Genomic DNA, 22,508 nt, shown 5'->3' with positions numbered 1-22,508 from the left:
ATGAACACGACGCCCCCGCCGGTGGTGATACCGCTCGCCGAGCCATTCTTGTCGAGTTGGCTCTACGCCTTCCGTGACAACGAATTCCAGAACATCACGGAAGCGACGTTCCGCAACTTTGCCACCGACATCGACGGCAAGTTTGCGCGGCTCGACACGCTCAACACCAACCAGGTGCGCGGCGCCCTCTTCCGCGTGCCCTACGTGCAGCTGGTGAACGGGGAGCCCACGGTCCCCACCGCGCTGATTCCGGCCCGGTTTCGCATCCAGGGCATGGACGCGCGGGCCATCAACGGCACCGACCAGACCTCCACGGCCGGCGGCGTGAAGGCCGACCCGATTGATTTCCGGCTGATTGCCAACACGGCCGGCACCATCGATGCGCTGGTGGACGAGAAGGGCACCACGACGGCCACCGTGAAGTGCGCCTGGGTGCGGACTTCCGGTACCGACGCGGAAAAGGTGGCCTCGTTCCCGGTTTTCATTCTGGAAGACCACGCCTACAAAGCCGGCGACGTATTCCAGTACACCTTTGCCGGCGGGCAAACGCGGCTGTTGGAGGTAATCAACGACCTGAACGTAACGCAGAACCCGCTGCCCACCGGCCTCGACACCGACCCGAACTATAAGTCCTTCGCGCCGCTCACGGCTGGCACTGGCGGCGTTTCGCAGGCATCCTTTGATGCGCTCGAAGGCCGGGTGACGCAAGCCGAAGCGGATTTGGTATTTCTGGAGCAGGAAGTAACGGACCTGCAGAATGAGCACGCCGACCTGCAAACCGAAAACACGCAGACGCGCGGCTGGATTGGCACGTTGGGCAGCCTGCTCACCTCAACCAAGGGTAATTTGGTGGCGGCCATCAACGAGGTGCTGGGTAAGATTCCCGTGGCCTACACACGCTTGGGCTTCAATTCGGATGGCTACCTGACGCAAGCCTACGCCACGACCATTCTGGCCACGAAGGCCGCCACGGCCTACACGCCCAACTACCAGGTAGAAGTCGCGGCCGGGGGCACGCTCTCCCCCGGGCTGAACGGGGGCAAGTCCTATACGCTGAACGGAACCAACGTGCAGCTCGACAATCCAGCCACGGACCCGAGCAGCTACGGCAAGGTGGACCTGTACCGCGTCATCGGCCAGCAGACGGCGAAGCTGACTGCGGCACCGGGCGCGACCATCGACGGCAACCCCAGCGTGACGTTTCAGCCCGGCGAGTGGTTTGTGTTGAAGCAGCAGGCCGGCGGCCATACCATTGTTATGCGCGCCAGCACCCTCACGCCCACGCCCGGCGCCGGCAGCACCTACACCGCCGGCGCGGGCATCAACATCAGCCCGCAGAACGTCATCAGCGCCACGAGCACCGGCAGCAGCGGCGCCCTCGACTACGTGAACTTCGTGGCGCACGCCACCAACACCGTGCTGAGCGTGGCTGACATGGGCAAGCACCATGTTTTCACCGGCACCGGACAGTCGCTGTGGACGGTGGCGCTGCCGGCGGCGGCCGACGTGGCCGGCAAGCTCATCAGCATGCAGGTTGGCAACTCGGCCAGCGGCATGTGGGAGCTGCAGGCCGCCGACATCGACGGCGAACCCGCCCGGCGCATGTGGTCGCGGGAGGTGGCCCTGCTGTGGAGCAACGGCACGAGCTGGCGAAAGCTGGGCGGACGCTCCATCCCGCTGGTGCTCACCGTGGGCTTCCCCAACGGCAACCAGGCGCTGGGGGGACAGCAAATTACCACCCTCAACTTCACGCAGAAGGTCAGCGGCAACGCCCCGGACGAGATGCTGTTCGCGGCGGGCCTGGCCATCCGGGCCCTGCGCAAGGGCCTCTACGAGCCGGCGCTCACGGCTTATTGCATCGGCAGCAGCCAGTTCCGGCCCATCCAGGCCATTGCATCGGTGAACGGCGACTACGGCAGCGCGCGCTCGGTGAACACGCCCTGCCTGGTGGGGGCGGACGGCGCGGGCCTGTTCTACTCCTCGCTGAGCATGGCCAGCAACCCGCTGGCCCTGGATGCGGGCGACTACGTGAACATCAAAACCTACACGGATGCCGCCATCGAGGTGCAGAACTACGACGCCCTGCGCCCGCGCTTTTCCCTCAACGAAGTCTTAACCTGGTAGCCCCATGCCGCTCGTCCTTTCCGCCCCGCCCTTCATCGACCGCGCCATCCGCCCGCTGCGCATCGGCCCGTTGGTCTTTCAGCGCGTGCAGCGCTACCTGACGCACTACCCGGTGCAGGACCCGCTCACCGGCAACGTGGAAGTGTTTGTGGAGGTGTGGGTGTTGCACTTTTTCACCAACGCGGACGGCACGGCCGGCGCCGATGCCGGCGCCGTGGTGGCCAACTACAAAGCCACCTACAAGGCCCTCAATTCGGAAATCATCGACGTCCGGACGCAGGAGATTGTCTACACCCGCAAGCGGGAAACCGACCAGGAGTGGGCCGACCTGCTGGCGGGCGACCCGCGCCCGCTGGCCGAGCGCGGCAACGCCTTCGGCCAGCAGATGCACACGCTGCCCACGGTGACGCAGGCCCAGCAGCTGGAGGCGGCGATGGACGCCGCCGATGGCCCGCCCTGGTACCGCTTCGGCCGCGACGAGGAGCCTGCTGCCTGATGCCGCGCACCTTCGCCACCTACCTGCGGGCGGCCCTGCTCGTGCTGCTGGCCGCCGGCATCATCGTCGCCTGCTGGCACTGGCCACTGAGTTAACTACCGAAGCCCCGCCCCACCCGGCGGGGCTTTTTTGTGTCCTTTTTCCCGGTTTGGGCGGCGGGCAGCTTTGCATCATTCAATCCTGAACGATGCTCGGTTTAATCTCCCGCCTATCCGCCTCGCCCTGGGCCATTTCCCTGGAGCACGCGCAGTCTTATATGCCGATGCTGGCCAGCCTGTTGACCAACAACACGCCGCTGGTAACGGGCCAGAACATGGCCGAACTGCGGGCAGAAGCCGCGCCCAAGGACTACGCCGCCACGGTCTCGGCCGGCGGCATCATTGCCTACGGCGCCCGGCAGCAGGCCGGCGGCGCCACTGGTGGCCCGACCGATGGCATCGTGGTGCGCGTGATGGGCGTGGCCGGCCCACTGATGAAGGCCGACCAGGAGTGCGGCCCGCGCGGGCTCATGTCGCTGGCCAACGACCTGCAGCGGGCCGCGAAAGACCAGGACATCAGCGCCGTGCTGCTGCGCGTGGACTCGCCCGGTGGGCAAGTGTTCGGCACCCAGAGCGTCGTCGACGGCATCCGGGCCTGCCAGGCCGCCGGCAAGCCGGTGGTGGCGCTGTGCGAGGACGGCCTGATGTGCTCGGCCGCCTACTGGATTGGCTCCACGGCCGACACCATCATCGCCACCCACGAGACGTGCACCATCGGCAGCATCGGCGTGATGGCCAGCTGGATGGACGCCCAGCCCTACTTCGAGAAAATGGGCGTGAAGTTCCACGAGGTGTACGCCGAGCAGAGTACCCAGAAGAACGCCGACTTCGCCGCTGCTGCGAAGGGCGATTACAAGCCGGTTCAGGCCAACCTGACGGCCATTGCCGGCGGCTTCCTGGGCGCCGTGCGCACCAACCGGGGCAGCCGCCTCAATGAAAAGCTCTTCGAAAAGTCCGGCGCCTCGGCCGGCAAAACCGGCTTTGCCAGCTGGGCCGGTGAAATCGGCCTCATCGACGCCATGGGCTCCTTCCAGGATGCCATTGGCGAGTGCGTGCGCTTGGTGCAGGCCCAAAAACGCTCCTAACTCCAACCCCATTTTTTCAATAACCCCATGTTAAATCTGTTCAATAAAGCGGGTGCTGCCCTCGTCTTTGGCGCTGCCATGACGGCCCTGGTGGGCAAAGAAACCGTGTCGGCCGAAGAGGCCGTCGCCGCCAACGAGGAGTTGACGGAAGCCGGCATCAAAGGTGCCCAGCTCATCAACGAGGCGTCGTTCAACGAGCTGACCGAGAAGGCCGGCCGCGTCGACGTGGCGGAGAAAGCCGCGGCCGATGCCGCCAAAGCCACCACCGACGCCCTCGCGGCCGCCGGCGCCGAGTCCATCGAAGCCCTCGTGGCCCAGCGCGACGGCTACAAGGTGAAGGCCGACAAGTTCGACAAGCAGCCCGGCGCGGGCCACACCACCCCGGTGCTGGAGGCCGGCCACTCGGACGTGGAGCAAACCGAACCGGATGCCCACCAGCAGGCCATCGACGAGTTGCCCCACAACAAGGCCATCGACGGCCACCCGATGTTCGGCTAATCAACTAAACACCCGCCCCTTGCGGCAACCAGCCGGCCTTCTCCACGTGAGGGGGCCGGCTTTGGCGGCGACGCTCAATTCATTCCACCTCAACCACTTATCAGATGGATATCCAAGATATCATCACCGAGTACGGCAACTACTACCGCAACGGGGGCCAGAACCTCTCGCGCATCCTGAAGAAGCCTTACATTTCGTCGCAAACGGAGGCCCTCTTCGGCCTGATTCCGACCGACGACACCTCGTACCAGATGGGCTCGACCGAGCTCAGCCGCGTGCTGCAGCCCTTCCAGCCCGGCTGGACGCCGCTGGGGGAGCTGAAGGCCGCGCCCATCGTCCTCACCCAGACGCCCTTCAAGGTGGACCTGGAGGAGAACCCGGACAAGCTGGAGTCGTCGTGGCTCGGCTTCCTGGCCGACCAGAACCTCGACCGCGCCCAGTGGCCCTTCGTGCGCTACCTCGTGGAGGAGCACCTCTACGCCCGCATGGACGAGGACTACGAGCTGAACGAAATCTATTTCGGCAAGTTCGTGGCCCCGACCACCGGCACGCCCGGCGCCGCCGGCACCGGCATGGACGGCATCCGCACGGTCATCAACCGCGCCATCTCCCAGAGCAAAATCACGCCCATCGCCCTGGGCGCCATCCCCACCGACCCGCAGGCCTTCTGCGACTACGTGGAGGCCTTCGCCGCCAGCTTCACCCTCCGCTACCGGGGCCGGGCCATGGAGGTGTGCATGAACACCACGCTGGCCCGCCGCTACGCCGTGGGGCGGCACGCCAAGTACCGGCTGGACACCAACGCCACCGATGCCAACCCCATCATCGACGGCAACGGCGACCAGCTGCAGTCCTACCCGATTGAGTTCACCAACCACCGCGTGGTGGGCCTCAACTCGATGGGCGACTCCCAGAAAATCTGGGCTTCGCACAAGGACAACCGCAAGCGCCTGACCAAAAAAGCGGTCAACACCCGCGCCGTGCGCATCGAGAGCGCCAAGCGCCAGGTGTTCATCTACACCGACTTCTACAAAGGCCTGGGCTTCCCGGTGCTGGAGGCGGTGTTCACCAACGACAAGGACCTCACCTTATAAGGAATGGCCCCCCCCGGCCGGCCCTCGTGACCGGCCGGGTGCGTCCGTTGGCATTCAAAAAGGCAGATAGATTCTCTCATTTCTCAAGCTAAATCCCGCCTCATCATGGCAAAAGAACTAACGCCCGAGCAGCAAATCGAGGCATTGAAAAAGCAGCTGGCTGAGCAGGCCAAAACCCACGGCGACGAGCTGCGCGCCGCCAAAGAAGAATCGGAGGCCCAGAACGCCGTCGTCGAAGGCCTGGCCCAGCAGCTGGCTGCCGCCAAGGCCCAGGGCGCCGGCCAACTCTCGGTGGTGACCCACGAGGGCCAGCACTACCAGGTGCTGGCCGGCCAGTTCACCACCGCCGAAGGCAAGCTGGTGAAACACGACGAGTTGCAGGGCAACCCGGAGTTGGTGAAGCAACTGCTCGCCGACGAGTCGGGCCTGCTCCAGCTCCTCGAGGCTTCGGCCGAATAGTTGGGGTCGGCCCGGCTATCAATCAATTATCAACGCTTTAAGTAATTCGACATGAATACTTTTGCACTGAGCAACCTCGAAGGCCCCCAGGGCGACGACAACACGCCGGGCTTGCTCGGCTACGTGCTGACGGCCCGCGAGGATGACTTCGAAACCATCGCCAAGGCGCCCAAAACCGGCGCCGCGCCCGGCGACACGGCCCGCATCGTCGCGGACCACGTCTTCAAAGCCGGCAAGGGCTTCACCAAGCAGTACATCACGCTCGACTCCAACCAGCTCAAAGCCGCGATTGTCGGCGAGCGCGACGGCCGCGGCCTGAAGGTGAGCTTCGAGGGCTTCCACCCCGGCAACCGCGCCGCGGCCCTGGAATTCGCCCGCGTGGTGAAAAACCTCGGCCTCATCATGCTGGTGCCGGACGCCGACGGCACCTACCTGCAGGTGGGCTCGGAAGGCCTGCCGGTGGAGCTGGCCTGCGACTACGACTCGGGCAAGCTGAGCAGCGGCCGTCGGGGCTTCACCGTGAAGGGGGAGTGCTACGCCAACGGCCTCTACATCTACGAGGGCGACGTCCTCATGAAGCCCTAAGCCGTGGCAACGTCTATTCACCAGCTCCCGCCCGAGGTCGCCGCCAAGTACCGCGCCTCTGTCGTGCCCACCCGAATTGTGCTACAACGCCTGGGGCGCACGATAGACCTGCGCCGGCTCACGCTGGCCGAAGCCGACGAGCTGGTGAAAGACCCTTTGTTCACCTACTTAGTCCCGCGACGGAAAGCACGCAAGGCGGCGAAATAGAAGGCCAGGTGAACCCAGGGAAAAGGCCCCGGTGCAACGCGCACCGGGGCCTTTTTACGTCCTTTTTTGCCGTGGCAGGCACCGGCAACTTCGGGGCATGGAACTTGGCAAAATCACCGCCTGGCTGGCTTCGGAGCAGCGTTACGCGTCCGGCGCGGCCCTCTACGCCCAGATGGGCACCAACCCGACCTACCTGCGCCTCTTCGCCCTGCCCGAGACCGCCTTCAGCCGCCAGGCGCTGGTGCGGGAGTTGCGCACGCTGGTGGGTCAGGTGAAGGACGAAATAGCCGTCTTAGACAGCCCCGCTCGGCCGCCGGAGCCGCCGGCTGCAGCCGACCCCGCGCCAGCCCCAGTGGTGCCGAGCACGCCGGTGGGCGTGGGCAGCCCCGCGTTGGCCCCTGTGCGCGACCAGCTGCGTGCCGTGCGCGACGAGCGCAGCCACACCCATGCGCAGTTCACCGCGCGCAACCTGGGCAAAAAAGCCCGCTACGCGCTGGCGGCCCGCATCCTGGAGCTGACCGACCAGGAGCTCAAGCTGAAGGACGCGGAGGCGCACGTGCTGGCGCACGGCCGGCTGCCGGGTCCGGTGCCCACGGCCGAAGTCTCCGATACCGGCGTGCTGCGCCAGCGCCTGGCCAACCTCTGCAGCCTCCGCTCCAAACTCAAGAAGAAACCCGACCGCGCCGAGGACCTGGCCACGGCCGAAGCTGAAATCACCCTTATCCGCTCAAAACTCAATCCCTAAGCCGTGTCTGACGAATTAATCCCCCTGCAGTGGCACAACGCCCAGCGCCGCGTGCGCGACCTCGTGCCCCTGAGCTACAACCCGCGCACCCTCACCGACGAAGGCCGGGAGCGCCTGCAGGCGAGCCTGGCCAAGTTCAACCTGGTCGAAATCCCCGCTATTAATACCGATGACGTCGTCGTGGCCGGCCACCAGCGCCTGGCCATGCTCATCGATGCGGGCCGTGGCGACGAAATCATCGACGTGCGGATGCCCAACCGGCAGCTGACGAAAGACGAGCTCGACGAGTACAACATCGTGAGCAACGTCGGGGCCGGCGTCTGGGACTACCAGAGCCTGCTCGATAACTTCAGCCACCTCAACCTCGACGCCATCATGGACGTGGGCTCGCTCGATGCGCTGGCCAAGCTCACGGCCTCGCTGCTGCCGCCGGCCGAAGAGCAGGAGTTCGACCCCACGCCGCCGGCCGTGCCGGTGTCGGTGCTGGGCGACGAGTACGAGTTCCACAGCGACGGCCAGGCGCTGCTGCACCGCCTGGTGTGCGGCTCCTCGACCGATTCGGACGTGGTGGCCCGCGCGGTAGGCGAGGGCGTGCTCATCGACCTGGTCGACACCGACCCGCCCTATAACGTCGACTACCAGGGCAAAACAAAGGATGCGCTGAAGATTGAAAACGACTCGATGGGGGACGAAGCCTTCCGGCTGTTTCTCTACGACTTCTATGTCAACTGCTTCACGTTCATGCGCCCCGGAGCACCCATTTACGTGTTCCACGCCGACTCGGAAGGCGCCAACTTCCGTCTGGCTTTCAAGGAGGCTGGGTTGAAGCTGAGCCAGTGCCTGGTGTGGGTCAAGCAGCAGTTCGTGATGGGCCGACAGGACTTCCACTGGCAGCACGAGCCCATTTTGTACGGCTGGAAGGAAGGCGCGGCCCACACCTGGTGCTCCGACCGCAAGCAGACCACCGTGCTGCAGTTCGACCGGCCGCAGCGCAATGCGGAGCATCCAACGATGAAACCACTCGACATCCAGGTGTACCTGGTCGAGTGCTCCAGCAAGCCCGGCGCCATCGTGTTCGACGGCTTCGGGGGCTCGGGCACCATGCTCATCGTGTGCGAAATGACGGGCCGCCAGGGCCGCTTCGTGGAGCTGGACCCGCGCTACGTCGACGTGCACGTGCGGCGCTACGTGAAGTTTATGCGCGACAACAACCGTCGCTTCACCATCACCCGCAACGGGGAGGAACTGACCGATGAGCAACTCGCTGCCTTCGCCGAATAACCTCCCCGGTGCCGACCAGGTGCTGCTGCTGAAATCCACGGCCGTGGAGCGCATTTTCGCGGCCTACCACGACGAAAACGGTCCTGGGCTGGACGGCCTGAGCCGCGACGACAAAGTGGTGCACAGCCAGCTGGAGGCCGCGTATGGGTTGATTCTGAACTACCATTCCTTCGAGCAGGCCTGGCCGCTGCTGGCGAAGCAATTCTCCATCAGCCGCGCCACCTGCTACCGCCGGCTGCGCGACGCCCAGAACCTGTTTGGGGACGTGAAAAAAGTGAAGAAGGAGGGCCGCCGGGCCGTGCTGCTGGAGTTTGCCCGCAAGCTGCTGCAGCTTTGCCTCACGATGCGCCCACCGGACACCAAGGGCGCCCTGGCGGCCATGAAGTTCGAGGCCATGGTGTCGGGCCTGCTCCGGGCCGATTCGGCAACGGACGAGGGCGGCAGTGGCTCCGGCAACACGTCCTACGTCATCAACCTGACGGTGGAGGGCCGCAAAACGCGCGCCTTCGACATCAGCAAGATGGATGATATCTCGGATGCCGATTTCGAGTTGATTCAGGATGCGGTGCAGGACAACGTGTTTGGGGCCGAAGCGATGGAGGTGATGCTGGCCGAAACCAGTGGAAAGGAGGTGGGCGGTGGTAATCGTTGACCAGGTAAAACTCACCTTTAACCAGCCCCAGCTGCGGTACGTCACGGCCCGCCGGAAAAAGGAGGGCGTCAGCGTCTGGGGGCGCGGCACCGGCAAGTCCAGCATCATCGCCTGGGATATTCACATGATTGTGTCAACGATGCCCCGCAGCTGCTGGGTCATCGTCGGCTCGACCTATAAGCAGGTGCTCACCCGGACGCTGCCCTCGACGGTAGCGTCCCTCGAGCGTTTAGGCTACCGGCTGAACCGGGATTATTACATCGGCCGCAAGCCGCCGCCCAACCTGAACTGGGACCGGCCCTTCGAGGGCCCGCTGAGCTACGACCACTTCATCATTTTCAAGAACGGCACCGGTTTCCACTTGGTGTCGCTCGATGCCGGTGGCTCGGCCTCGCGGGGTTTGAACGTGGATGGCTTTATCGGCGACGAGGCCCTGTTGTTCGATAAAAACAAGCTGGATGCCGACCTCTCGGCCACCAACCGCGGCAACGGCCAGTATTTCGGTAAAAACCCGATGCACCACGGCGTTTTCCTGTTTTCGTCGATGCCCTGGGGCGATAACGGCCGCTGGCTGCTGGATAAGTCGAAATACTACGAGGACGAAGGCATCGACCTAGTAGAGCGCCAAAACGAGTTGATTGACGCCCAGGTGCGCTTCCTGGACGCGAAAACGGACGAGGAAAAGCTCGAAATCTGGAAAACAGAGGTACTGAAGTTCATGCGGGACATCCGTTACTTCCCTTCGGCCAAGGACAAGGGTACGTTCTATTCGGAGGCCAATGCCTTCGATAACATCCACAACCTGGGTTTGCAGTACCTGCTCGACCAGCGGCGCTTCATGACGGACTTCACGTTCATGATTGAGATGATGAACCGTCGCCCCACGACCGTGGAAGGCGGTTTTTATCCGCAGCTGAACCAGGCCCGCCACGTGGTCGAGTGTGCCGATGACGACTTCGTGCTGGGCCTGATACTGGGTCAGGAGCTGAAGGCTAAGGCATTGAAGGTGCTGGCCGATAAGGCCGACAATCACTTGGAGAGTGATAGCCGCATGGACAGCGACTGCCGGGCCCACCGGCCCCTGCGGGTGTCGGTGGACTGGGGCGCCAAGATTACCACCATGGTGGTCGGCCAGCCCCACCCGGACAAGGGCGAGTACCGCTTCCTGAAGGGCTTCCACGTTAAGCACCCGGCCTTCATCGATGACCTGGTCGAGGATTTCACGAACTACTATGCGTACCACGGGAAGCGCGAGATAGAGCTGCTGCCCGATAGTGAGCGGGGCGATAACCGGCGTGAAGACAGTGAGCTGACCCTGAACGAATCGCTTATCAAGGCCTTCAATGCTCGGGGGTGGCGCGTGCGTCGGATGAACATCGGCCGGGCACCCAGCCACGGCACGCGCTACCTGCTGGCCCAGAAGCTGCTTGGGGAGCGCGACCCCAAGCTCACGCGCATCCGCTTCAACAAGGTCAACTGCAAGGACGTGGTCACGGCCATGCTGCTGGCCCCGGTGAGCCAGGACAGCAAGGGCCGCATCATGAAGGTGAAGACCAGTGAGAAGAAGGCCAGCTTCCCCCAGGAGCACGCCACCCACTACACCGACAACGTCGACATGCACCTGCTCAGCGTGGGCACCGACGTGGTCAATGCCGGCATCGACTTCACCCAGCTCATCATCGTGAGCAGCTAGGCCCACCTGCCTCCAGTGCCAAAGCCCCGACCCTGCGGTCGGGGCTTTTTGTTTGCCCGAACCCCAGCACCGTCGACGGCCGAAGAGGGTAGGTCCCCACAGATATCCCCGAGGCAGCCCCCGGCAATTGCCAACGGCCGACAGTGCAAGCCGGGGTCTTGCGCTCGACTGGTGAGACTATGAAACACCGTCGCACCCTAAAAAGGCCGATTCCGGCGCGCAAACGCAATAGGCCGTGAGATTGGCTTTTTGTGCCATTTCGGGGCCTCTGATGCGGTTTTGTGTCCTTTTCCCTGCCTCGGTGCCGGGCCTACTTCGTGGCACCAATGGAAAGCCCCGCCACCATCCGATTAAAAGACGCCTTGGACCTGCTCGACGGGCCCGCGCCCGTTGCCGTGCAGTGGGTAAAGTGCGACCGGCGCCGCAAAACCGGCGGCGATTTTGGCAAGCTGCCGGCGGCGCGCATCGGCCGGGGCCACCGCCAGGCGGCCGGGGAGCTGCGCGCGCCGCGGGAAGGGGAGGAGACCGACGCCGACCGCGCCCGCGTCGCGGCCGACGGGCAGGTGCCGGTGCCGGCCGGCCCCAAAAACCCGGACCACTGGCGCCATGCCACCCGCAACCTGGTCGATACCCGCACCGGGGCCCTCGTGAAAATTCACATTTACCTGCTCACGCACGTCGCGGGGCGCAAAGTGTACATCTAAATGGAGCAATTCCTTTTTTCCGGCAACGGCGTCGTGTACCACCGGGCCACCGGCAACATCCTGCGCGCGCCGGGGGCGCTGGGTGCTTCGGGCATGCGGGCCGGCCGCAACAGCGCCAAGCCCGGCGGCGCGGCGCCCACCACGCCCGTCTCGAGGGAAACGGCCACCGGCGTCATTGCGCCCTGGGGGCCGGGCAACGACTTCCCGCAGCAGGTGCTGGCCGCCATTGGCAAGAGCACCATCATCAAGCCGGTACTGGACTGGAAAACCCGCGCCGTGTACGGCAAGGGCATCATTTACGGCAAGGTCATCGGCTTCAAGGAGGACGGCTCGGAGATATTCCAGCGCGTGAACGACCACGTGGTGAAGGAGTTTTTTCGCAAATCCAACCTGGGCCGCTTCGGGTTCGAGGGCATTCAGGGGCTGATGTACTTCGCCAACGCCTTTCCGGAGCTGGTGCTCAGCAACGACCGCAGCCAGATTACCAGCATCTGCATCCAGGACACGCCGTTCTGCCGCTACTCGGCGCAGGCGGCCGGCGAGGCGGTGCCGAAGTGGGTGTACATCTCGGCCAACTGGCCGGCGGCCCAGCCCGGCGACGGCTACACCACGCAGGTGCCGGTGCTCGACCCCTACTTCGACGTGGTGGAAAGCCTGCGCAACGACACGCGCGGCTTCAAGTACATCTTCCCGCTCTCGCTGCCCAGCCCCGGCCAGGCGCTTTACCAGCTGGCGGTGTGGAACGTCATCGTCAAGTCGGGCTGGCTCGACGTGGCGCAGGCCATTCCCGAGTTCAAGAAGCAGCTCTTCATCAACCAGCTCTCGATTAAGTACATCATCGAGGCCGATGTCCGCTACTGGGAGTGGAAATACCCGGACTGGGCCGAGAAGAAGGAAGGCGACCGCAAAAGCATCATTGCCGAGGAGCTGGAGGCCTTCGAGAAGACGATGGCGGGCACGGACGGGGCCGGCAAATCGGTGCTGGCCGTGACCATGCCCGACCCCAACGGCGGCCCGCCTGTCAAGGTGTTCACCGTCACAGCCATCGACGACAAAATCAAGTCGGGCCTCTACATCGAGGACTCGCAGGAGGCCAGCAGCCACATCTACACCGCCCTGCAGGTGGACCCCACGCTCAGCGGCATTTCGCCCGGCAAGGGCATGGGGGCGGGGAGTGGCTCCGACAAGCGCGTGGCCTTCAATGCCTTCGTCGCTACCCACGCTTTCTACCAGGATTTGATTCTGGAGGTGCTCAACCTGGTGCGCGATTACAACGGCTGGGACCCCGAGCTGGAGTTCCGCTTCCTCAACCCCGAAATCAACACGTTGGACAAGAACAGCGAAACCACGCCTAACACGACGCCCTGATGTCCCTCCTCAAAACCATCGACGAGCTGCGGCAATTCGTCTCGATTGACGCCAAGGAAATCCCGCCGGCCATCGCCATCGCCCTGCGCGACGTGGAGCGCACCGCCATCCGGCAGCTGCTGGGCCGGCCGCTGGCCGACTGGCTGCAGGCCGCCTACGACGCCGACGGCTTCGACCCCGACTCGCCCGACGACCTGGCCGCGGAGGTGCTGCGCCTGGTGCAGGCGCCGCTGGCCCGCCTGGCCACCGCCATCGGCCTGCCCGAGCACCAGGTCGTCATCGACGGCACCGGCGTGCACATCATCGTGTCGGAAACCAGCAAGACGGCCTTTCAGTGGCAAACCAACCAGGCGCAGGCCGTGCTGCAGCGCCGCGGGCTGCGCGACGTCGACACGCTGGTGCAGTGGCTGGAGGACAATTACCCGTCCTCGCCCGAGCTGCAGGCCTGGGCCACGTCCGACGCCGGCCAGCGCCACCGCCGGGAGTTGTTCACCAGCACGGCCGCCTTCCAGGAGTACGAGAACATCGGCGACTCGCGGGCCGTGTTTGCGCTGCTGGGCCCGGTGCGCCGCCGGCTGGAGCACTTCGAGCTGGGCCGCGTGCTGGGCCACGAGTTCCTGCAGGAGCTGCGCGAGCAGACGCTGGCCCGCGCGCTCACCTCGGACAACCAGAACCTGCTGCGCACCTACGTGCTGCCGGCGCTGGCCAGCCTGACGGTGGGCCACGCCACGCCCGAAATGGGCCTGCGCTTCACCGGCGACGGCATTGAGCTGATGGTGGCCCGCATCGATGACAGCAACTCGAAGGAAGCCGACGCCGGCCTCGACCAGCTGCTGAAGAGCAAGGCCGACCAGGCGCTGCTCACCGGCGCCCGGTGGCTGCGCCAGCTCACGGCCTACCTCGACCGCACGGCCTCGGCCACCCGTTTCGCCACCTACTTCCATTCCAGCGCCTACACCGCGCCCGCCGCTCCACAGGCCCGCGACTACACCGCCAAAACCTACAGAGCCTGCTAAGATGACGCCCGACGTGACCCCCGAAAAAATCGAAATCAGCCAGCATCAAACCCGCAACTGGATACTGGTGGGCGTGTGCGCCTTCCTGCTGCTGCTGGTGCAGGGCCTCTACACTTTCGCCATTAACTCCACCGGCACGGAGATGCGCGAAACCAACCGCAACCTGCTGGAGCTGCTCACCACCGTCAAAGTGCAGGGCGCCCAAATCGAGGACCTGAAGCAAAACGGCAAGGAAGAGCAGGCCGCCCACCGAATTTATGACACCCGCCTCAACTCGCTGGAGCAGCGTGCCGCCCTGCACGATCAGTGGATTCAGGCCCACAACCACTAATCGTTATGCCCATCCCCAACTACATCCGCCAGGCCACCAAGGGTCTGTTTGCTACCGGCCTCATTTTCGTGGTGCTGCCGCCGGTGCTGCGCATCCTCGACCCCACGGCTGGCGCATTCGGTATCGAAATCCTCAACGTGCTGGGCCTGGCGGCCCTGCTCATGAGTGGGGTGCTGCACGGCAGCTTGTTCGTGTACGAGAAGTTTCTGCCGCGCTTCCACGAGTACCAGGCCGAGAGCCTGGAGGGCGAAGCCAAGCTCTTCGAAAACCTCACGGAGGAGTTGCGCAAGCCGCTTTATGAGGAGGCCAACATTTACCCCGCCCGCCTGGCACAGCTGACCGAGCGGCGCAAAGTCAACCAGTTCACTTTTCTCATCCGATGCGTACGCTTATCCTTCTGCTTGTTATCCTTGGCCTATGTGCTGCACCTGGCCACGCAGCTGGTGACGGTGGCCATGACGGCGGTGCCGGCCTCCGCGCCCGCATCGTGGCCGAAGCCAACCGGCTCGTCGGCATCCGGGAGCGTGGATTCAACCGCGGTAAGGAAGTCGAAGCCCTTATCCGCGAAGCCGGCGGCCGGGCCGGCGACGCCTGGTGCTCGTGGACGGTCGTCGTCGAGCTACGCCGGGCAGGGCTCCTCGTGCCGCGCTTCGGCAAAGCCAAGGCCTGGTTCGACGCCGCCCACACCATTTGGCGCAACGGCGTGCAACTGGCCGGCCGCCCCCTGCCTCAGCCCGGTGACTTGCTGGGTTTTACGTGGGGGCACGCCGAAATCTGCCACGTCGAGATGCTCATCGTCTGGGGCAGCGGGCCCAGCTGCCGCGCGGTAGGGGGCAACACCGGCGGAAGCGGGGCCCTGCAGCGCGAAGGCGAGGGCGTGTTCGTGAACTGGCGACTCAAGCGCATGGTGGCGGCCGTGGCCAACGTCGTCGACAATCCCCAATACAAATGAGTGGCGGCCGTGGCCAACGTCGTCGACAATCCCCAATACAAATGAAGAAGCTCCTAATTGTCTGTTGCCTGTCGTCAGTGATGGGCTGCAGCCGTGCGGTCTGGCGGGTGCCCATGGTCACGACCAACGACACACTGCCCCTGATGCCAGCGCTGCAGGCGAAGAAAATCACCATCACCGGCCCGGTGAATTTCATCACGCAGGCCGGTACCGGCAACGTGGCCACGCCCACCGCCACCGACAATACGAAAGCCGGCCAGCGGGCCACCGCGCCGGCCATCGGCGCCGGCAGCACCGCCACTGCTACCGAAAAGCGCACCCCCTGGGGCTGGATACTAGGGGCTGGGCTGGCCTTGCTGGCCCTGGGATTCTGGCTCCGGGGGCATAGACTGCTACCGTGCCGGGCGAATTAAACCGCCCGCCAGCACCCAGCGCAGGCGGGCGGTTTTGCTATCTTTGCCAAGCAAACACTTCTGGATAATTACCCCGTTCGCTTCGGCCGTCAGAAAACGGCCGGGGAAGTAGTGGCGGAGCGTGACCGCTATGCTCAGGGCGAACGGCCCAGAAGTGTTTGCAGCGATTTTCCCCGGCTTGCCCGACTGCTGCTATGGCTAAGAGTAAAAAGACCCCGCCCATCGGCTTTGGCCGCAATCCTGATGACGATGACGGCGGCGCCAAGACCCCACCGCCTGAAAAAGTGCTGGAGCCCCCGCTGGCGGAGCCCATCTTCGTCGACACGGTGGTGATGTACGAGATGTTCAAGCGCTACAACCTCTTCCCGCTCACGCCGGTGAGCACCTTTGAATTGCAACTTGTGCAGGTCATCGGGGGACTAGAGCAGCGAATCCGTGAGATAGAGCACATTTTGTAAATATCTAATTGAAATTGAACCCCAGCCATACAGCTGGGGTTCTTTTATGACAGTATAAATAAATTATTTAATTTTTTAAACAAAAAAATAATGGATTACAAAACAGCAATTGACCAATTGAAATTGGTCCAGCAGGAGATGGGCAATGCATCTTCAGTTTACGCACTTGACAGTTATGTCGACAGAGCTGCGAGAATTATTAGCGCGGTTGAACTCCAGCCACAGCATCAGCCAGGGCCTGGGTCTATGTTTGTCAACAAGGAGTTTGATATCAGACACGATGCTATCCAAAGCCTCGGTTACACGTTGGATAGAGAAGGTGGATGGGCAAAAAATTCAAAGCGTACAGAAGCCCAGCGGTTTCTTAACAAAGCCATCCATCAGTTACAAGCTGACATTGACAACTTCATAAGCACACTCCAGATGGAAACGCTTAGTTAGGTCAACCTGCTTGCAGACAATAAAATAGCATCTTTTCCACCCACATTTAAGTACTGTAAACGATGAACTTTGATATGCTTGGCCGCCAAGTCACGGCAAGAACCGACGAGGAGCTTTTTGATGCCTTACACAACGCTTGGTTATCAACCGCTAGCCCCGAAGGGTTTATGCATACCATTTACAAGCTAGCGCATGACCAACGTGGCGTAGATGTTCGCATTGATTCACGCAGTAATTTTCTAACCGACTTACAGCTCTTCGGCCTGCTTAAAACTACCGAGGACCCGTGGCGCATGTTTGGCCTTGACCGCATTAAGCTCGGCTTGGCTACATCTCCCACTGCCGCTAATTGGGAGCACCGGCTTATATGGTCGGATGAATTGCCACGCATTGCATCAATCTCACCTGACGGCAGAAGCGTAGTCCGACCGGTTCACTTAAGCAGCTTGCCCGAACCGAACTTTCAACAAGAGTGGCTACAAGACTATTTGAACCACCTCCGCCGTTTGTAATACTAACCGGTGCACGAAGCCCCGCCCCACCCGGCGGGGCTTTTTTGTGTCCTTTCCTGCCGTGGCAGGGGCCGGCAATTTCGGGGCATGAATACCCTGCAAATCGGCACCACCACCAAACAGGTGCCTTCCACTTGGAACGAGATGACGCGCCGGCAGCTGCTGCAGGTGCTGGCCCACTTCTACGGCACCGCCTTGAACGCGGGCTGGCGGCTGGAAATGCTCAGCCTGCTCACCGACTTCCAGCTCCCCCTGCTCTGCGCCCTGGAGTCCGACGTGCTGGCCCAGCTCCTGCCGCTCACGGACTTCGTCTTATCGGATGACCACCGGCTCACGGCGCAGTTGCTGCCCACCCTGCGCATTCCCGGCCGCCACTGGCGCGAGGGCGTGACCACCTGGCACGGCCCGCGCGCCAGCTTCAGCAACCTCACCTTCGGCGAGTTCATGTTCGCCGACACCTTTTTCGTGCAGTACCACCTGCTCGGCCAGCGGGTCCGGCTCAACAACCGCTCTACCTACCTCGACCAGTTCCTAGCCGTGCTCTACCGCCCAGCCCGCCGGGTCACCGTGGCCGGCGGCATGGTGGAGCAGAACGCCTCCCCCACCGACCCGGACTGGAACGGCGACGTGCGTGTGCCCTTCAACGAGCACCAGCTGGAGCTGCGCACCCCGCGCGTGGCAGCCCTGCCCGAAATCGAGAAGCTGGCCGTGCTCACCTGGTACCGCGGCTGCCGCGCCCAGCTGGCCGTCGAATTTCCCGACGTGTTTGCCATGGCCGACGAAGATGACAAGCGCCCGCAAAAAGGCCCGCAGTGGGAGCCGGTGCTGCGCAAGCTATCCGGCGGGGCCTTCGGCACGGTGCAGCAAACCGCTGGCCAGCCCGCGCGCCTCATCCTGGCCGAAATGCAGGACCTGGCCGTGCAATACCAGGAACGCCTCAAAGCCCAAAAAGCCACTTCGTAATGCGCAATTCCACTTACAGCGCCCTGTTTCAGACCATCGCCGGGCGCAACAACCTCATCCGCCACCGCGCGGACTCGCCCCGCTTCGCCCGCATCATCGTCAGCGTCGACCCGCTGCAGCGCCAGGTCGACCTGCTGGAGATGCAGGAAACGCTCCTCGGCCGCTACCTGAAGCCCGGCGCCGGGGAGCAGGTGCTCGTGCTCGAAAGCCTGCAGACCCAGTACCGCGACAACAACGGCGACAACTACCAGCGCACCGCGCGCGGGGCCTTCTTTCTGCTCGAGCAGAAAACCAAGGGGGGCGACGCCTGGGCGCTGCTCGACCGCACCGAGGAAAATGGAGAGCAGGTGCTGGCCGCGGCCCGCAAGCAGTACGAGGACCAGGTGAAGGTGCGCTGGCCGGTGGGCAGCATCGTGGCCGACGCCGTGGGCCCCATCGGCGACAACTGGTACGGCACCCGCTTCGACTTCGAAATCATCTCGCCGGCCAACGCCGGCCTCACCTACAACCCCGCCGCCTTCAGCGGCTAATCGTCATGCTGATTCAACTCAAGCTCACCTGGCGCTACGACCACTCCTACGTCGACCCCAACGACAGCCGCATTTCGGGCGACTTTTACTACGCCGACGAGTGGAATTTCGACACGGCCACGCGCCTGGTCGTGTACACGCCCTCGACCGACCCCAACGCGCAGCAGTACGACTTTTACACCGGCGCGCAGGGCAACAACAACCCGCCGGTGGACTTCAGCCGCCCCACTACGGTGGAGTTCTTCCACTACGTGAGCGGCGCCACCCGCACCGGCTATTTCCACGACGGGGCCGGCGGCGTGACGCTGCAGGTGCAAACCCTGACGCTGGCCAGCACCGTGGTGAGCTGCACCTGCTACGGCGACAACACGGCCGCCATCGACCTGCAGGTGAGCGGCCTGCCCGGCCCCTATACCTATTTGTGGGACGACGGCCCCACCGTGGAGGACCGCGGCCTGCTGCGCGCCGGCACTTACCGGGTAGCCGTGACCGACGTGCCCAGCGGCGCCATCGCGCGCGCCACCATCCAGGTGGGCAGCAACCCCGAGCTCGACGTGCTGATTCAGAAAGTGGGCGGCGCCGTGAGCCTGGTCGTGACCGGCGGCGTGGGCCTCTACACGTATTTGTGGAGCGACGGCAGCACCGCGCGGGATCGCACCGGCCTGACTACCGGCACCCACTCGTGCACCATCACCGACGTGCTGGGCTGCCGCAAGACCATCACGGTGGAGGTCCGCACCGACCTGTTTTTCTGGTCGCGCAACCCCATCACCCTGGCCCTGGATGCCGGCGCCGCCTACCGCGCCGACCCCACCACCAAACCCCACCTCACCTTCCTCTGCGAGGTGTGGGTGGAGCCGGACTACCTCAGCAACGTGTTCGAGCAAGTGGGCGGCGTACTGGAGCAACCGGCCGACCGCGAAGGCCGCACCACCTTCGAAGTGCAGGCGCTACTGGACGTGTTCCTGCAGCACCACGTGCCGCCGGTGGCCGCCACCCGGACCCTGCGCGCCGACCCCATGTTCCGGCGCTTCTACCTCAAGTACGCCGAGAGCTTCGGCGCCACGCCGGTGCGCGCCGGCACCACGGTGCTCACCCAGAACTACGTCGTGCTGGGCGGGCTGAGCTTTTACGAGTCCCGCACCCGCACCTTCTTCGACAGCTACCAGAACGACGTGAAGCCGTTTCTCACCTGGGAGCCGCCGGTGAAGCCGGCCTTGGCTGACCAGCCCGAGTACCTGTATTACCTGGTGAAGGAGTCGCTGGCCGGCTTCCGCTTCCAGGTGCGGGTGCAGTACGAGGACGGCACGAGCGAAACCGTGAACGTGGGCGGCGTCAACAACGTGAACCTGCACGAGGTGTACTGCCGGCCGGTGGGCTACGCGGCCCTGGGCCTGGCGGCGCTGGCCGGCACCAAGCGGGTGCGGTGGTGGGAGGTGTACGTGACCAGCCCCGACGAGCTGACGGTGCTCAGCGAAACCCGGCGCTACGTGCTGGACCGGCGCGTCTTCCCGCACCGGCGCTATTTCCTGTTTGCCACCAGCCTGGGCGGCATGGCCACCTACGTCGCCACCGGCGACGTGCAGGTCGACGCCGAGGTCACCGGCGCCGAGTCGGCCCGCACGCTGACACCGGACTCCGACCCGCTCGACGGCGACACCGACGTGCAAACCCGCTCGCTGCGCGCGGTGGTGAAGGTGGCCAGCGGCGTGCGGACCCGCGCCCAGCTGCAGGCCTCGCAGGACTTGCTGCTGTCGCGGCGCGTGCTGCTGCTGCGCGACGGCCGCTGGCTGCCGGGCTACGTGAAGGCCAAAACCAGCCCCCTGCTCGACGAAACCAAGCCGGTGCCGACCCAGGAGTTTGAGTTCTACCTCCCGGCCGAGGAGCTGTACACGCCCGCGCTGGGCCGCAACCAGGTCACCTATTCCCAGCCGCTGCTATGATTGGCCTGAAGACAAGCCGGGGCTGGCTCACGCTGGCGCCCGGCACCATCACGATGGACATCAGCAGCCCACTCTTCAGCACCGACACCGTGCCGGGCACCATCAGCTACCCGTTCGGCCTGCCGATGGAAGGCAACCTGGTGCCGCTCAACTTCCCGCACCTGCGCGCCGACCAGGGCGAGCAAATCGCGCCCGAGCCGGTGGAGTTCTACATCGACCAGCAGCTGCGCTGGGTGGGCTCGCTGCTCTACCTGGACTGCGACGAGGACAAGGGCCTGTTCTCGTACAACTTCGTGGCCGACGCCGCCGACCTGCAGGCGCGCATTGAGGGCGTGACGCTGCCCTCGCTGGACCTGGGCCGGGTGGCGCTCGTGCTGGTGCCCAACGCCGCCGATTACGCCCTGCCCTGCGTGCGCAACGCCGCTTTTTACGGCGCGAAGCTGGCCGGCGCCAGCCCGATTCTCAACTACTACGCGGCCGGCGCCTACGACCGGAGCCCCGGCGGCCACCGCAGCGCCGTGGTGCCGTTCCTGCGCCTGCTGCCGCTGCTGGCGCGCGTGATGGGCGCGCTGGGCTACGCCCTGAGCGGGCCCTGGCTGGCCGAGCCCGAAGCGCAGGCCGCGGTGCTTTACTCCGACCGGGCCGTGGAAAATGCGGACGGCACGCTGCCGGCCGACTTCGCCGTGAACCGGCACGTGCCCAACATCGGCGTGGGCGACCTGCTGCTGGCCCTGCAGAAGTTTTTCGGCCTGGCCTACCGCTTCCACCCGGTGCGCCGCGAAATGGCGGTTTACGCCCTGCGCGACCTCATCGCCGACGAGGCGTACGTGGCGCGCACCGGCGGCCCGGCCCGCACCACGGCCGTGACGGCGACCGGCTTCGCGCTGGAGATGGCGCTGGAGGACGCGGACGACCTGAACAAAACCCTCGACACCAGCTGGGCCACGCTGCGCGTGGGCGCCGGCCAGCAGGCCCTGCGCACGGAGGCCGGCACGCTGCACGTGGTGCGCGAAGTGGACCCGCACGACGCGGGCCTGCGCGAGTGGCTGCTGCCGGCGGTGGCGGCCAAGGGTGCCTCGCCGGCTTACGAGCTGGGCGACGACAGCCGCTGCGGCCTGCGCCTGCTCTTCGACCGCGGCCTGCAGGCCGACAAATTCGGCCAGCGCTACCCGCTGGCCACCTCGGGCAACGAGGACTTTGATGGCTTCGCGGTGGGCACCAGCACGCTGCACTGGGACGGGCCTGACGGGCTGTACGAAACCTGGCACCGGGGCTGGCTCGGCTTCCTCGACCGGGCCAGCACGCGCGAAGCCACCATGGATTTTCACGTCGCCGACCTGCTCACCCTCGACCCCGGCCGCAAGGAGCTGGTGAACCACCGCAAGTACCTCTGGGAGAAAGTCTCGCTCCGCCTCAACACCACCGGCCGCTACCTCGAAACGGCCGACTTTACCTACCGCTTCACCCGCCTATGAGCCCGACCCTATCCCCGCGCGAGTTGGCGGTGCAGTGGCTCGACATCACCGTGGAGCGCTTCGTGGGCAACATGCGCCGGCTCCGGATTGAGCACACCGGCACGCTGCTGGCCTCCTTTCGCAAGGAAGTCATCGGCGCCGCCGGCAGCGACCTGTTCCGCATCCGCCTGAGCTACGCCCTCTATGGCAAGTTCGTGGACATGGGCGTCGGCCGCGGCATGGGCGCCGGCATCCGGAAGGGCGACGACGGCTACGACCGCATTCGAAAAACCCGCGGGCAGCTGCGACGCCACGAGCGCAAGGCCCGCGCCTGGTACTCGAAGGAAGTGGCCCACCAGACCAAACGCCTCTCCGAGCTGATGCTCGACCTCTACGGGCAGGTGCTCGTGGCCAAGGCCACCGATGCCCTGCCCGGCGAAACCATCATTAACTTTTAAGTGAAGTC

General features: G+C 64.6%; 26 protein-coding genes. All 26 read left to right on the top strand.

All coding sequences use genetic code 11. The features are described 5' to 3' along the window. The 26 genes from Q4S41_RS16320 (at position 1) to Q4S41_RS16195 (ending at position 22,500) form a co-directional block, all read left to right on the top strand. Complete coding sequence (locus tag Q4S41_RS16320; protein WP_305032195.1) at positions 1–2,124, top strand: hypothetical protein; 2,124 nt, start codon at positions 1–3, stop codon at positions 2,122–2,124. Positions 2,125–2,128: 4 nt separating this feature from the next. Beyond that, entirely contained in the window at positions 2,129–2,620 is a 492-nt protein-coding gene (locus Q4S41_RS16315) for a hypothetical protein (protein ID WP_305032194.1), read from the top strand. A gap of 187 nt (positions 2,621–2,807) precedes the next feature. Further along, positions 2,808–3,743 carry a S49 family peptidase gene (locus Q4S41_RS16310; protein WP_305032193.1) on the top strand — a complete coding sequence of 312 codons (936 nt, stop codon included), beginning with the start codon at positions 2,808–2,810 and terminating at the stop codon, positions 3,741–3,743. A 27-nt stretch (positions 3,744–3,770) separates the two neighbouring features. Continuing rightward, on the top strand, positions 3,771–4,241 hold the full coding sequence (locus tag Q4S41_RS16305; RefSeq protein ID WP_305032192.1) for a hypothetical protein: 471 nt from the start codon (positions 3,771–3,773) through the stop codon (positions 4,239–4,241). A 104-nt stretch (positions 4,242–4,345) separates the two neighbouring features. After that, positions 4,346–5,335, top strand: a complete 990-nt coding sequence (locus tag Q4S41_RS16300) for a hypothetical protein (protein ID WP_305032191.1) — start codon at positions 4,346–4,348, stop codon at positions 5,333–5,335. A gap of 105 nt (positions 5,336–5,440) precedes the next feature. Further along, on the top strand, positions 5,441–5,794 hold the full coding sequence (locus Q4S41_RS16295; RefSeq protein WP_305032190.1) for a hypothetical protein: 354 nt from the start codon (positions 5,441–5,443) through the stop codon (positions 5,792–5,794). Positions 5,795–5,845: 51 nt separating this feature from the next. Further along, positions 5,846–6,379, top strand: coding sequence for a hypothetical protein (locus Q4S41_RS16290; protein WP_305032189.1), 534 nt, complete (start codon positions 5,846–5,848; stop codon positions 6,377–6,379). 3 nt (positions 6,380–6,382) lie between these two features. Further along, entirely contained in the window at positions 6,383–6,586 is a 204-nt protein-coding gene (locus tag Q4S41_RS16285; RefSeq protein WP_305032188.1) for a hypothetical protein, read from the top strand. 97 nt (positions 6,587–6,683) lie between these two features. Continuing rightward, on the top strand, positions 6,684–7,331 hold the full coding sequence (locus Q4S41_RS16280; RefSeq protein WP_305032187.1) for a hypothetical protein: 648 nt from the start codon (positions 6,684–6,686) through the stop codon (positions 7,329–7,331). Between the two features lie 3 nt (positions 7,332–7,334). After that, entirely contained in the window at positions 7,335–8,612 is a 1,278-nt protein-coding gene (locus Q4S41_RS16275) for a DNA modification methylase (protein ID WP_305032186.1), read from the top strand. Next, positions 8,584–9,264, top strand: coding sequence for a hypothetical protein (locus Q4S41_RS16270; protein ID WP_305032185.1), 681 nt, complete (start codon positions 8,584–8,586; stop codon positions 9,262–9,264). Before Q4S41_RS16275 ends, Q4S41_RS16270 begins: the two co-directional genes overlap by 29 nt. Next, positions 9,251–10,957 carry a hypothetical protein gene (locus tag Q4S41_RS16265; protein ID WP_305032184.1) on the top strand — a complete coding sequence of 569 codons (1,707 nt, stop codon included), beginning with the start codon at positions 9,251–9,253 and terminating at the stop codon, positions 10,955–10,957. The genes Q4S41_RS16270 and Q4S41_RS16265 overlap by 14 nt, the downstream gene beginning before the upstream one ends. 326 nt (positions 10,958–11,283) lie before the next feature. Further along, entirely contained in the window at positions 11,284–11,661 is a 378-nt protein-coding gene (locus Q4S41_RS16260) for a hypothetical protein (RefSeq protein ID WP_305032183.1), read from the top strand. Beyond that, positions 11,662–13,029 carry a hypothetical protein gene (locus Q4S41_RS16255; protein ID WP_305032182.1) on the top strand — a complete coding sequence of 456 codons (1,368 nt, stop codon included), beginning with the start codon at positions 11,662–11,664 and terminating at the stop codon, positions 13,027–13,029. Beyond that, positions 13,029–14,045, top strand: coding sequence for a DUF6712 family protein (locus Q4S41_RS16250; RefSeq protein ID WP_305032181.1), 1,017 nt, complete (start codon positions 13,029–13,031; stop codon positions 14,043–14,045). Before Q4S41_RS16255 ends, Q4S41_RS16250 begins: the two co-directional genes overlap by 1 nt. A 1-nt stretch (position 14,046) precedes the next feature. After that, positions 14,047–14,376, top strand: coding sequence for a hypothetical protein (locus Q4S41_RS16245; RefSeq protein WP_305032180.1), 330 nt, complete (start codon positions 14,047–14,049; stop codon positions 14,374–14,376). A gap of 5 nt (positions 14,377–14,381) precedes the next feature. Further along, complete coding sequence (locus Q4S41_RS16240) at positions 14,382–15,206, top strand: hypothetical protein (RefSeq protein WP_305032179.1); 825 nt, start codon at positions 14,382–14,384, stop codon at positions 15,204–15,206. Continuing rightward, positions 15,164–15,328 carry a hypothetical protein gene (locus Q4S41_RS16235; RefSeq protein ID WP_305032178.1) on the top strand — a complete coding sequence of 55 codons (165 nt, stop codon included), beginning with the start codon at positions 15,164–15,166 and terminating at the stop codon, positions 15,326–15,328. The genes Q4S41_RS16240 and Q4S41_RS16235 overlap by 43 nt, the downstream gene beginning before the upstream one ends. Before the next feature lie 41 nt (positions 15,329–15,369). Next, positions 15,370–15,741, top strand: coding sequence for a hypothetical protein (locus tag Q4S41_RS16230; RefSeq protein ID WP_305032177.1), 372 nt, complete (start codon positions 15,370–15,372; stop codon positions 15,739–15,741). Between the two features lie 194 nt (positions 15,742–15,935). Then, complete coding sequence (locus tag Q4S41_RS16225) at positions 15,936–16,199, top strand: hypothetical protein (RefSeq protein WP_305032176.1); 264 nt, start codon at positions 15,936–15,938, stop codon at positions 16,197–16,199. A 90-nt stretch (positions 16,200–16,289) separates the two neighbouring features. Beyond that, positions 16,290–16,640 (top strand): hypothetical protein, encoded by a 351-nt coding sequence (locus Q4S41_RS16220; protein ID WP_305032175.1) that lies wholly within the window; start codon positions 16,290–16,292, stop codon positions 16,638–16,640. A 599-nt stretch (positions 16,641–17,239) separates the two neighbouring features. Continuing rightward, positions 17,240–18,115 (top strand): hypothetical protein, encoded by an 876-nt coding sequence (locus tag Q4S41_RS16215; RefSeq protein WP_305032174.1) that lies wholly within the window; start codon positions 17,240–17,242, stop codon positions 18,113–18,115. Beyond that, positions 18,115–18,645 carry a hypothetical protein gene (locus Q4S41_RS16210; protein WP_305032173.1) on the top strand — a complete coding sequence of 177 codons (531 nt, stop codon included), beginning with the start codon at positions 18,115–18,117 and terminating at the stop codon, positions 18,643–18,645. The genes Q4S41_RS16215 and Q4S41_RS16210 overlap by 1 nt, the downstream gene beginning before the upstream one ends. A 5-nt stretch (positions 18,646–18,650) precedes the next feature. After that, complete coding sequence (locus tag Q4S41_RS16205; protein ID WP_305032172.1) at positions 18,651–20,588, top strand: SprB repeat-containing protein; 1,938 nt, start codon at positions 18,651–18,653, stop codon at positions 20,586–20,588. Beyond that, positions 20,585–22,063 carry a hypothetical protein gene (locus Q4S41_RS16200; RefSeq protein WP_305032171.1) on the top strand — a complete coding sequence of 493 codons (1,479 nt, stop codon included), beginning with the start codon at positions 20,585–20,587 and terminating at the stop codon, positions 22,061–22,063. The genes Q4S41_RS16205 and Q4S41_RS16200 overlap by 4 nt, the downstream gene beginning before the upstream one ends. Continuing rightward, positions 22,060–22,500, top strand: coding sequence for a hypothetical protein (locus tag Q4S41_RS16195; RefSeq protein WP_305032170.1), 441 nt, complete (start codon positions 22,060–22,062; stop codon positions 22,498–22,500). The genes Q4S41_RS16200 and Q4S41_RS16195 overlap by 4 nt, the downstream gene beginning before the upstream one ends. Positions 22,501–22,508 lie beyond the last annotated feature (8 nt).

This window comes from Hymenobacter convexus (genome assembly GCF_030580955.1).
Lineage (GTDB): Bacteria > Bacteroidota > Bacteroidia > Cytophagales > Hymenobacteraceae > Hymenobacter.
Note: the sequence above shows the minus strand (reverse complement) of the source record. Positions and strands in the feature narration are given on the sequence as shown.

Bases quoted from the DNA above. Each gene is read 5' to 3' on its own strand.
- Q4S41_RS16310 (WP_305032193.1), top strand. From the start codon at position 2,808: ATGCTCGGTTTAATCTCCCGCCTATCCGCCTCGCCCTGGGCCATTTCC.
- Q4S41_RS16295 (WP_305032190.1), top strand. From the start codon at position 5,441: ATGGCAAAAGAACTAACGCCCGAGCAGCAAATCGAGGCATTGAAAAAG.
- Q4S41_RS16250 (WP_305032181.1), top strand. From the start codon at position 13,029: ATGTCCCTCCTCAAAACCATCGACGAGCTGCGGCAATTCGTCTCGATT.
- Q4S41_RS16255 (WP_305032182.1), top strand. From the start codon at position 11,662: ATGGAGCAATTCCTTTTTTCCGGCAACGGCGTCGTGTACCACCGGGCC.
- Q4S41_RS16245 (WP_305032180.1), top strand. From the start codon at position 14,047: ATGACGCCCGACGTGACCCCCGAAAAAATCGAAATCAGCCAGCATCAA.
- Q4S41_RS16205 (WP_305032172.1), top strand. From the start codon at position 18,651: ATGCTGATTCAACTCAAGCTCACCTGGCGCTACGACCACTCCTACGTC.
- Q4S41_RS16270 (WP_305032185.1), top strand. From the start codon at position 8,584: ATGAGCAACTCGCTGCCTTCGCCGAATAACCTCCCCGGTGCCGACCAG.
- Q4S41_RS16300 (WP_305032191.1), top strand. From the start codon at position 4,346: ATGGATATCCAAGATATCATCACCGAGTACGGCAACTACTACCGCAAC.
- Q4S41_RS16305 (WP_305032192.1), top strand. From the start codon at position 3,771: ATGTTAAATCTGTTCAATAAAGCGGGTGCTGCCCTCGTCTTTGGCGCT.
- Q4S41_RS16220 (WP_305032175.1), top strand. From the start codon at position 16,290: ATGGATTACAAAACAGCAATTGACCAATTGAAATTGGTCCAGCAGGAG.
- Q4S41_RS16240 (WP_305032179.1), top strand. From the start codon at position 14,382: ATGCCCATCCCCAACTACATCCGCCAGGCCACCAAGGGTCTGTTTGCT.
- Q4S41_RS16235 (WP_305032178.1), top strand. From the start codon at position 15,164: ATGCTCATCGTCTGGGGCAGCGGGCCCAGCTGCCGCGCGGTAGGGGGC.
- Q4S41_RS16215 (WP_305032174.1), top strand. From the start codon at position 17,240: ATGAATACCCTGCAAATCGGCACCACCACCAAACAGGTGCCTTCCACT.
- Q4S41_RS16315 (WP_305032194.1), top strand. From the start codon at position 2,129: ATGCCGCTCGTCCTTTCCGCCCCGCCCTTCATCGACCGCGCCATCCGC.
- Q4S41_RS16200 (WP_305032171.1), top strand. From the start codon at position 20,585: ATGATTGGCCTGAAGACAAGCCGGGGCTGGCTCACGCTGGCGCCCGGC.
- Q4S41_RS16210 (WP_305032173.1), top strand. From the start codon at position 18,115: ATGCGCAATTCCACTTACAGCGCCCTGTTTCAGACCATCGCCGGGCGC.
- Q4S41_RS16230 (WP_305032177.1), top strand. From the start codon at position 15,370: ATGAAGAAGCTCCTAATTGTCTGTTGCCTGTCGTCAGTGATGGGCTGC.
- Q4S41_RS16225 (WP_305032176.1), top strand. From the start codon at position 15,936: ATGGCTAAGAGTAAAAAGACCCCGCCCATCGGCTTTGGCCGCAATCCT.
- Q4S41_RS16320 (WP_305032195.1), top strand. From the start codon at position 1: ATGAACACGACGCCCCCGCCGGTGGTGATACCGCTCGCCGAGCCATTC.
- Q4S41_RS16195 (WP_305032170.1), top strand. From the start codon at position 22,060: ATGAGCCCGACCCTATCCCCGCGCGAGTTGGCGGTGCAGTGGCTCGAC.
- Q4S41_RS16280 (WP_305032187.1), top strand. From the start codon at position 6,684: ATGGAACTTGGCAAAATCACCGCCTGGCTGGCTTCGGAGCAGCGTTAC.
- Q4S41_RS16290 (WP_305032189.1), top strand. From the start codon at position 5,846: ATGAATACTTTTGCACTGAGCAACCTCGAAGGCCCCCAGGGCGACGAC.
- Q4S41_RS16260 (WP_305032183.1), top strand. From the start codon at position 11,284: ATGGAAAGCCCCGCCACCATCCGATTAAAAGACGCCTTGGACCTGCTC.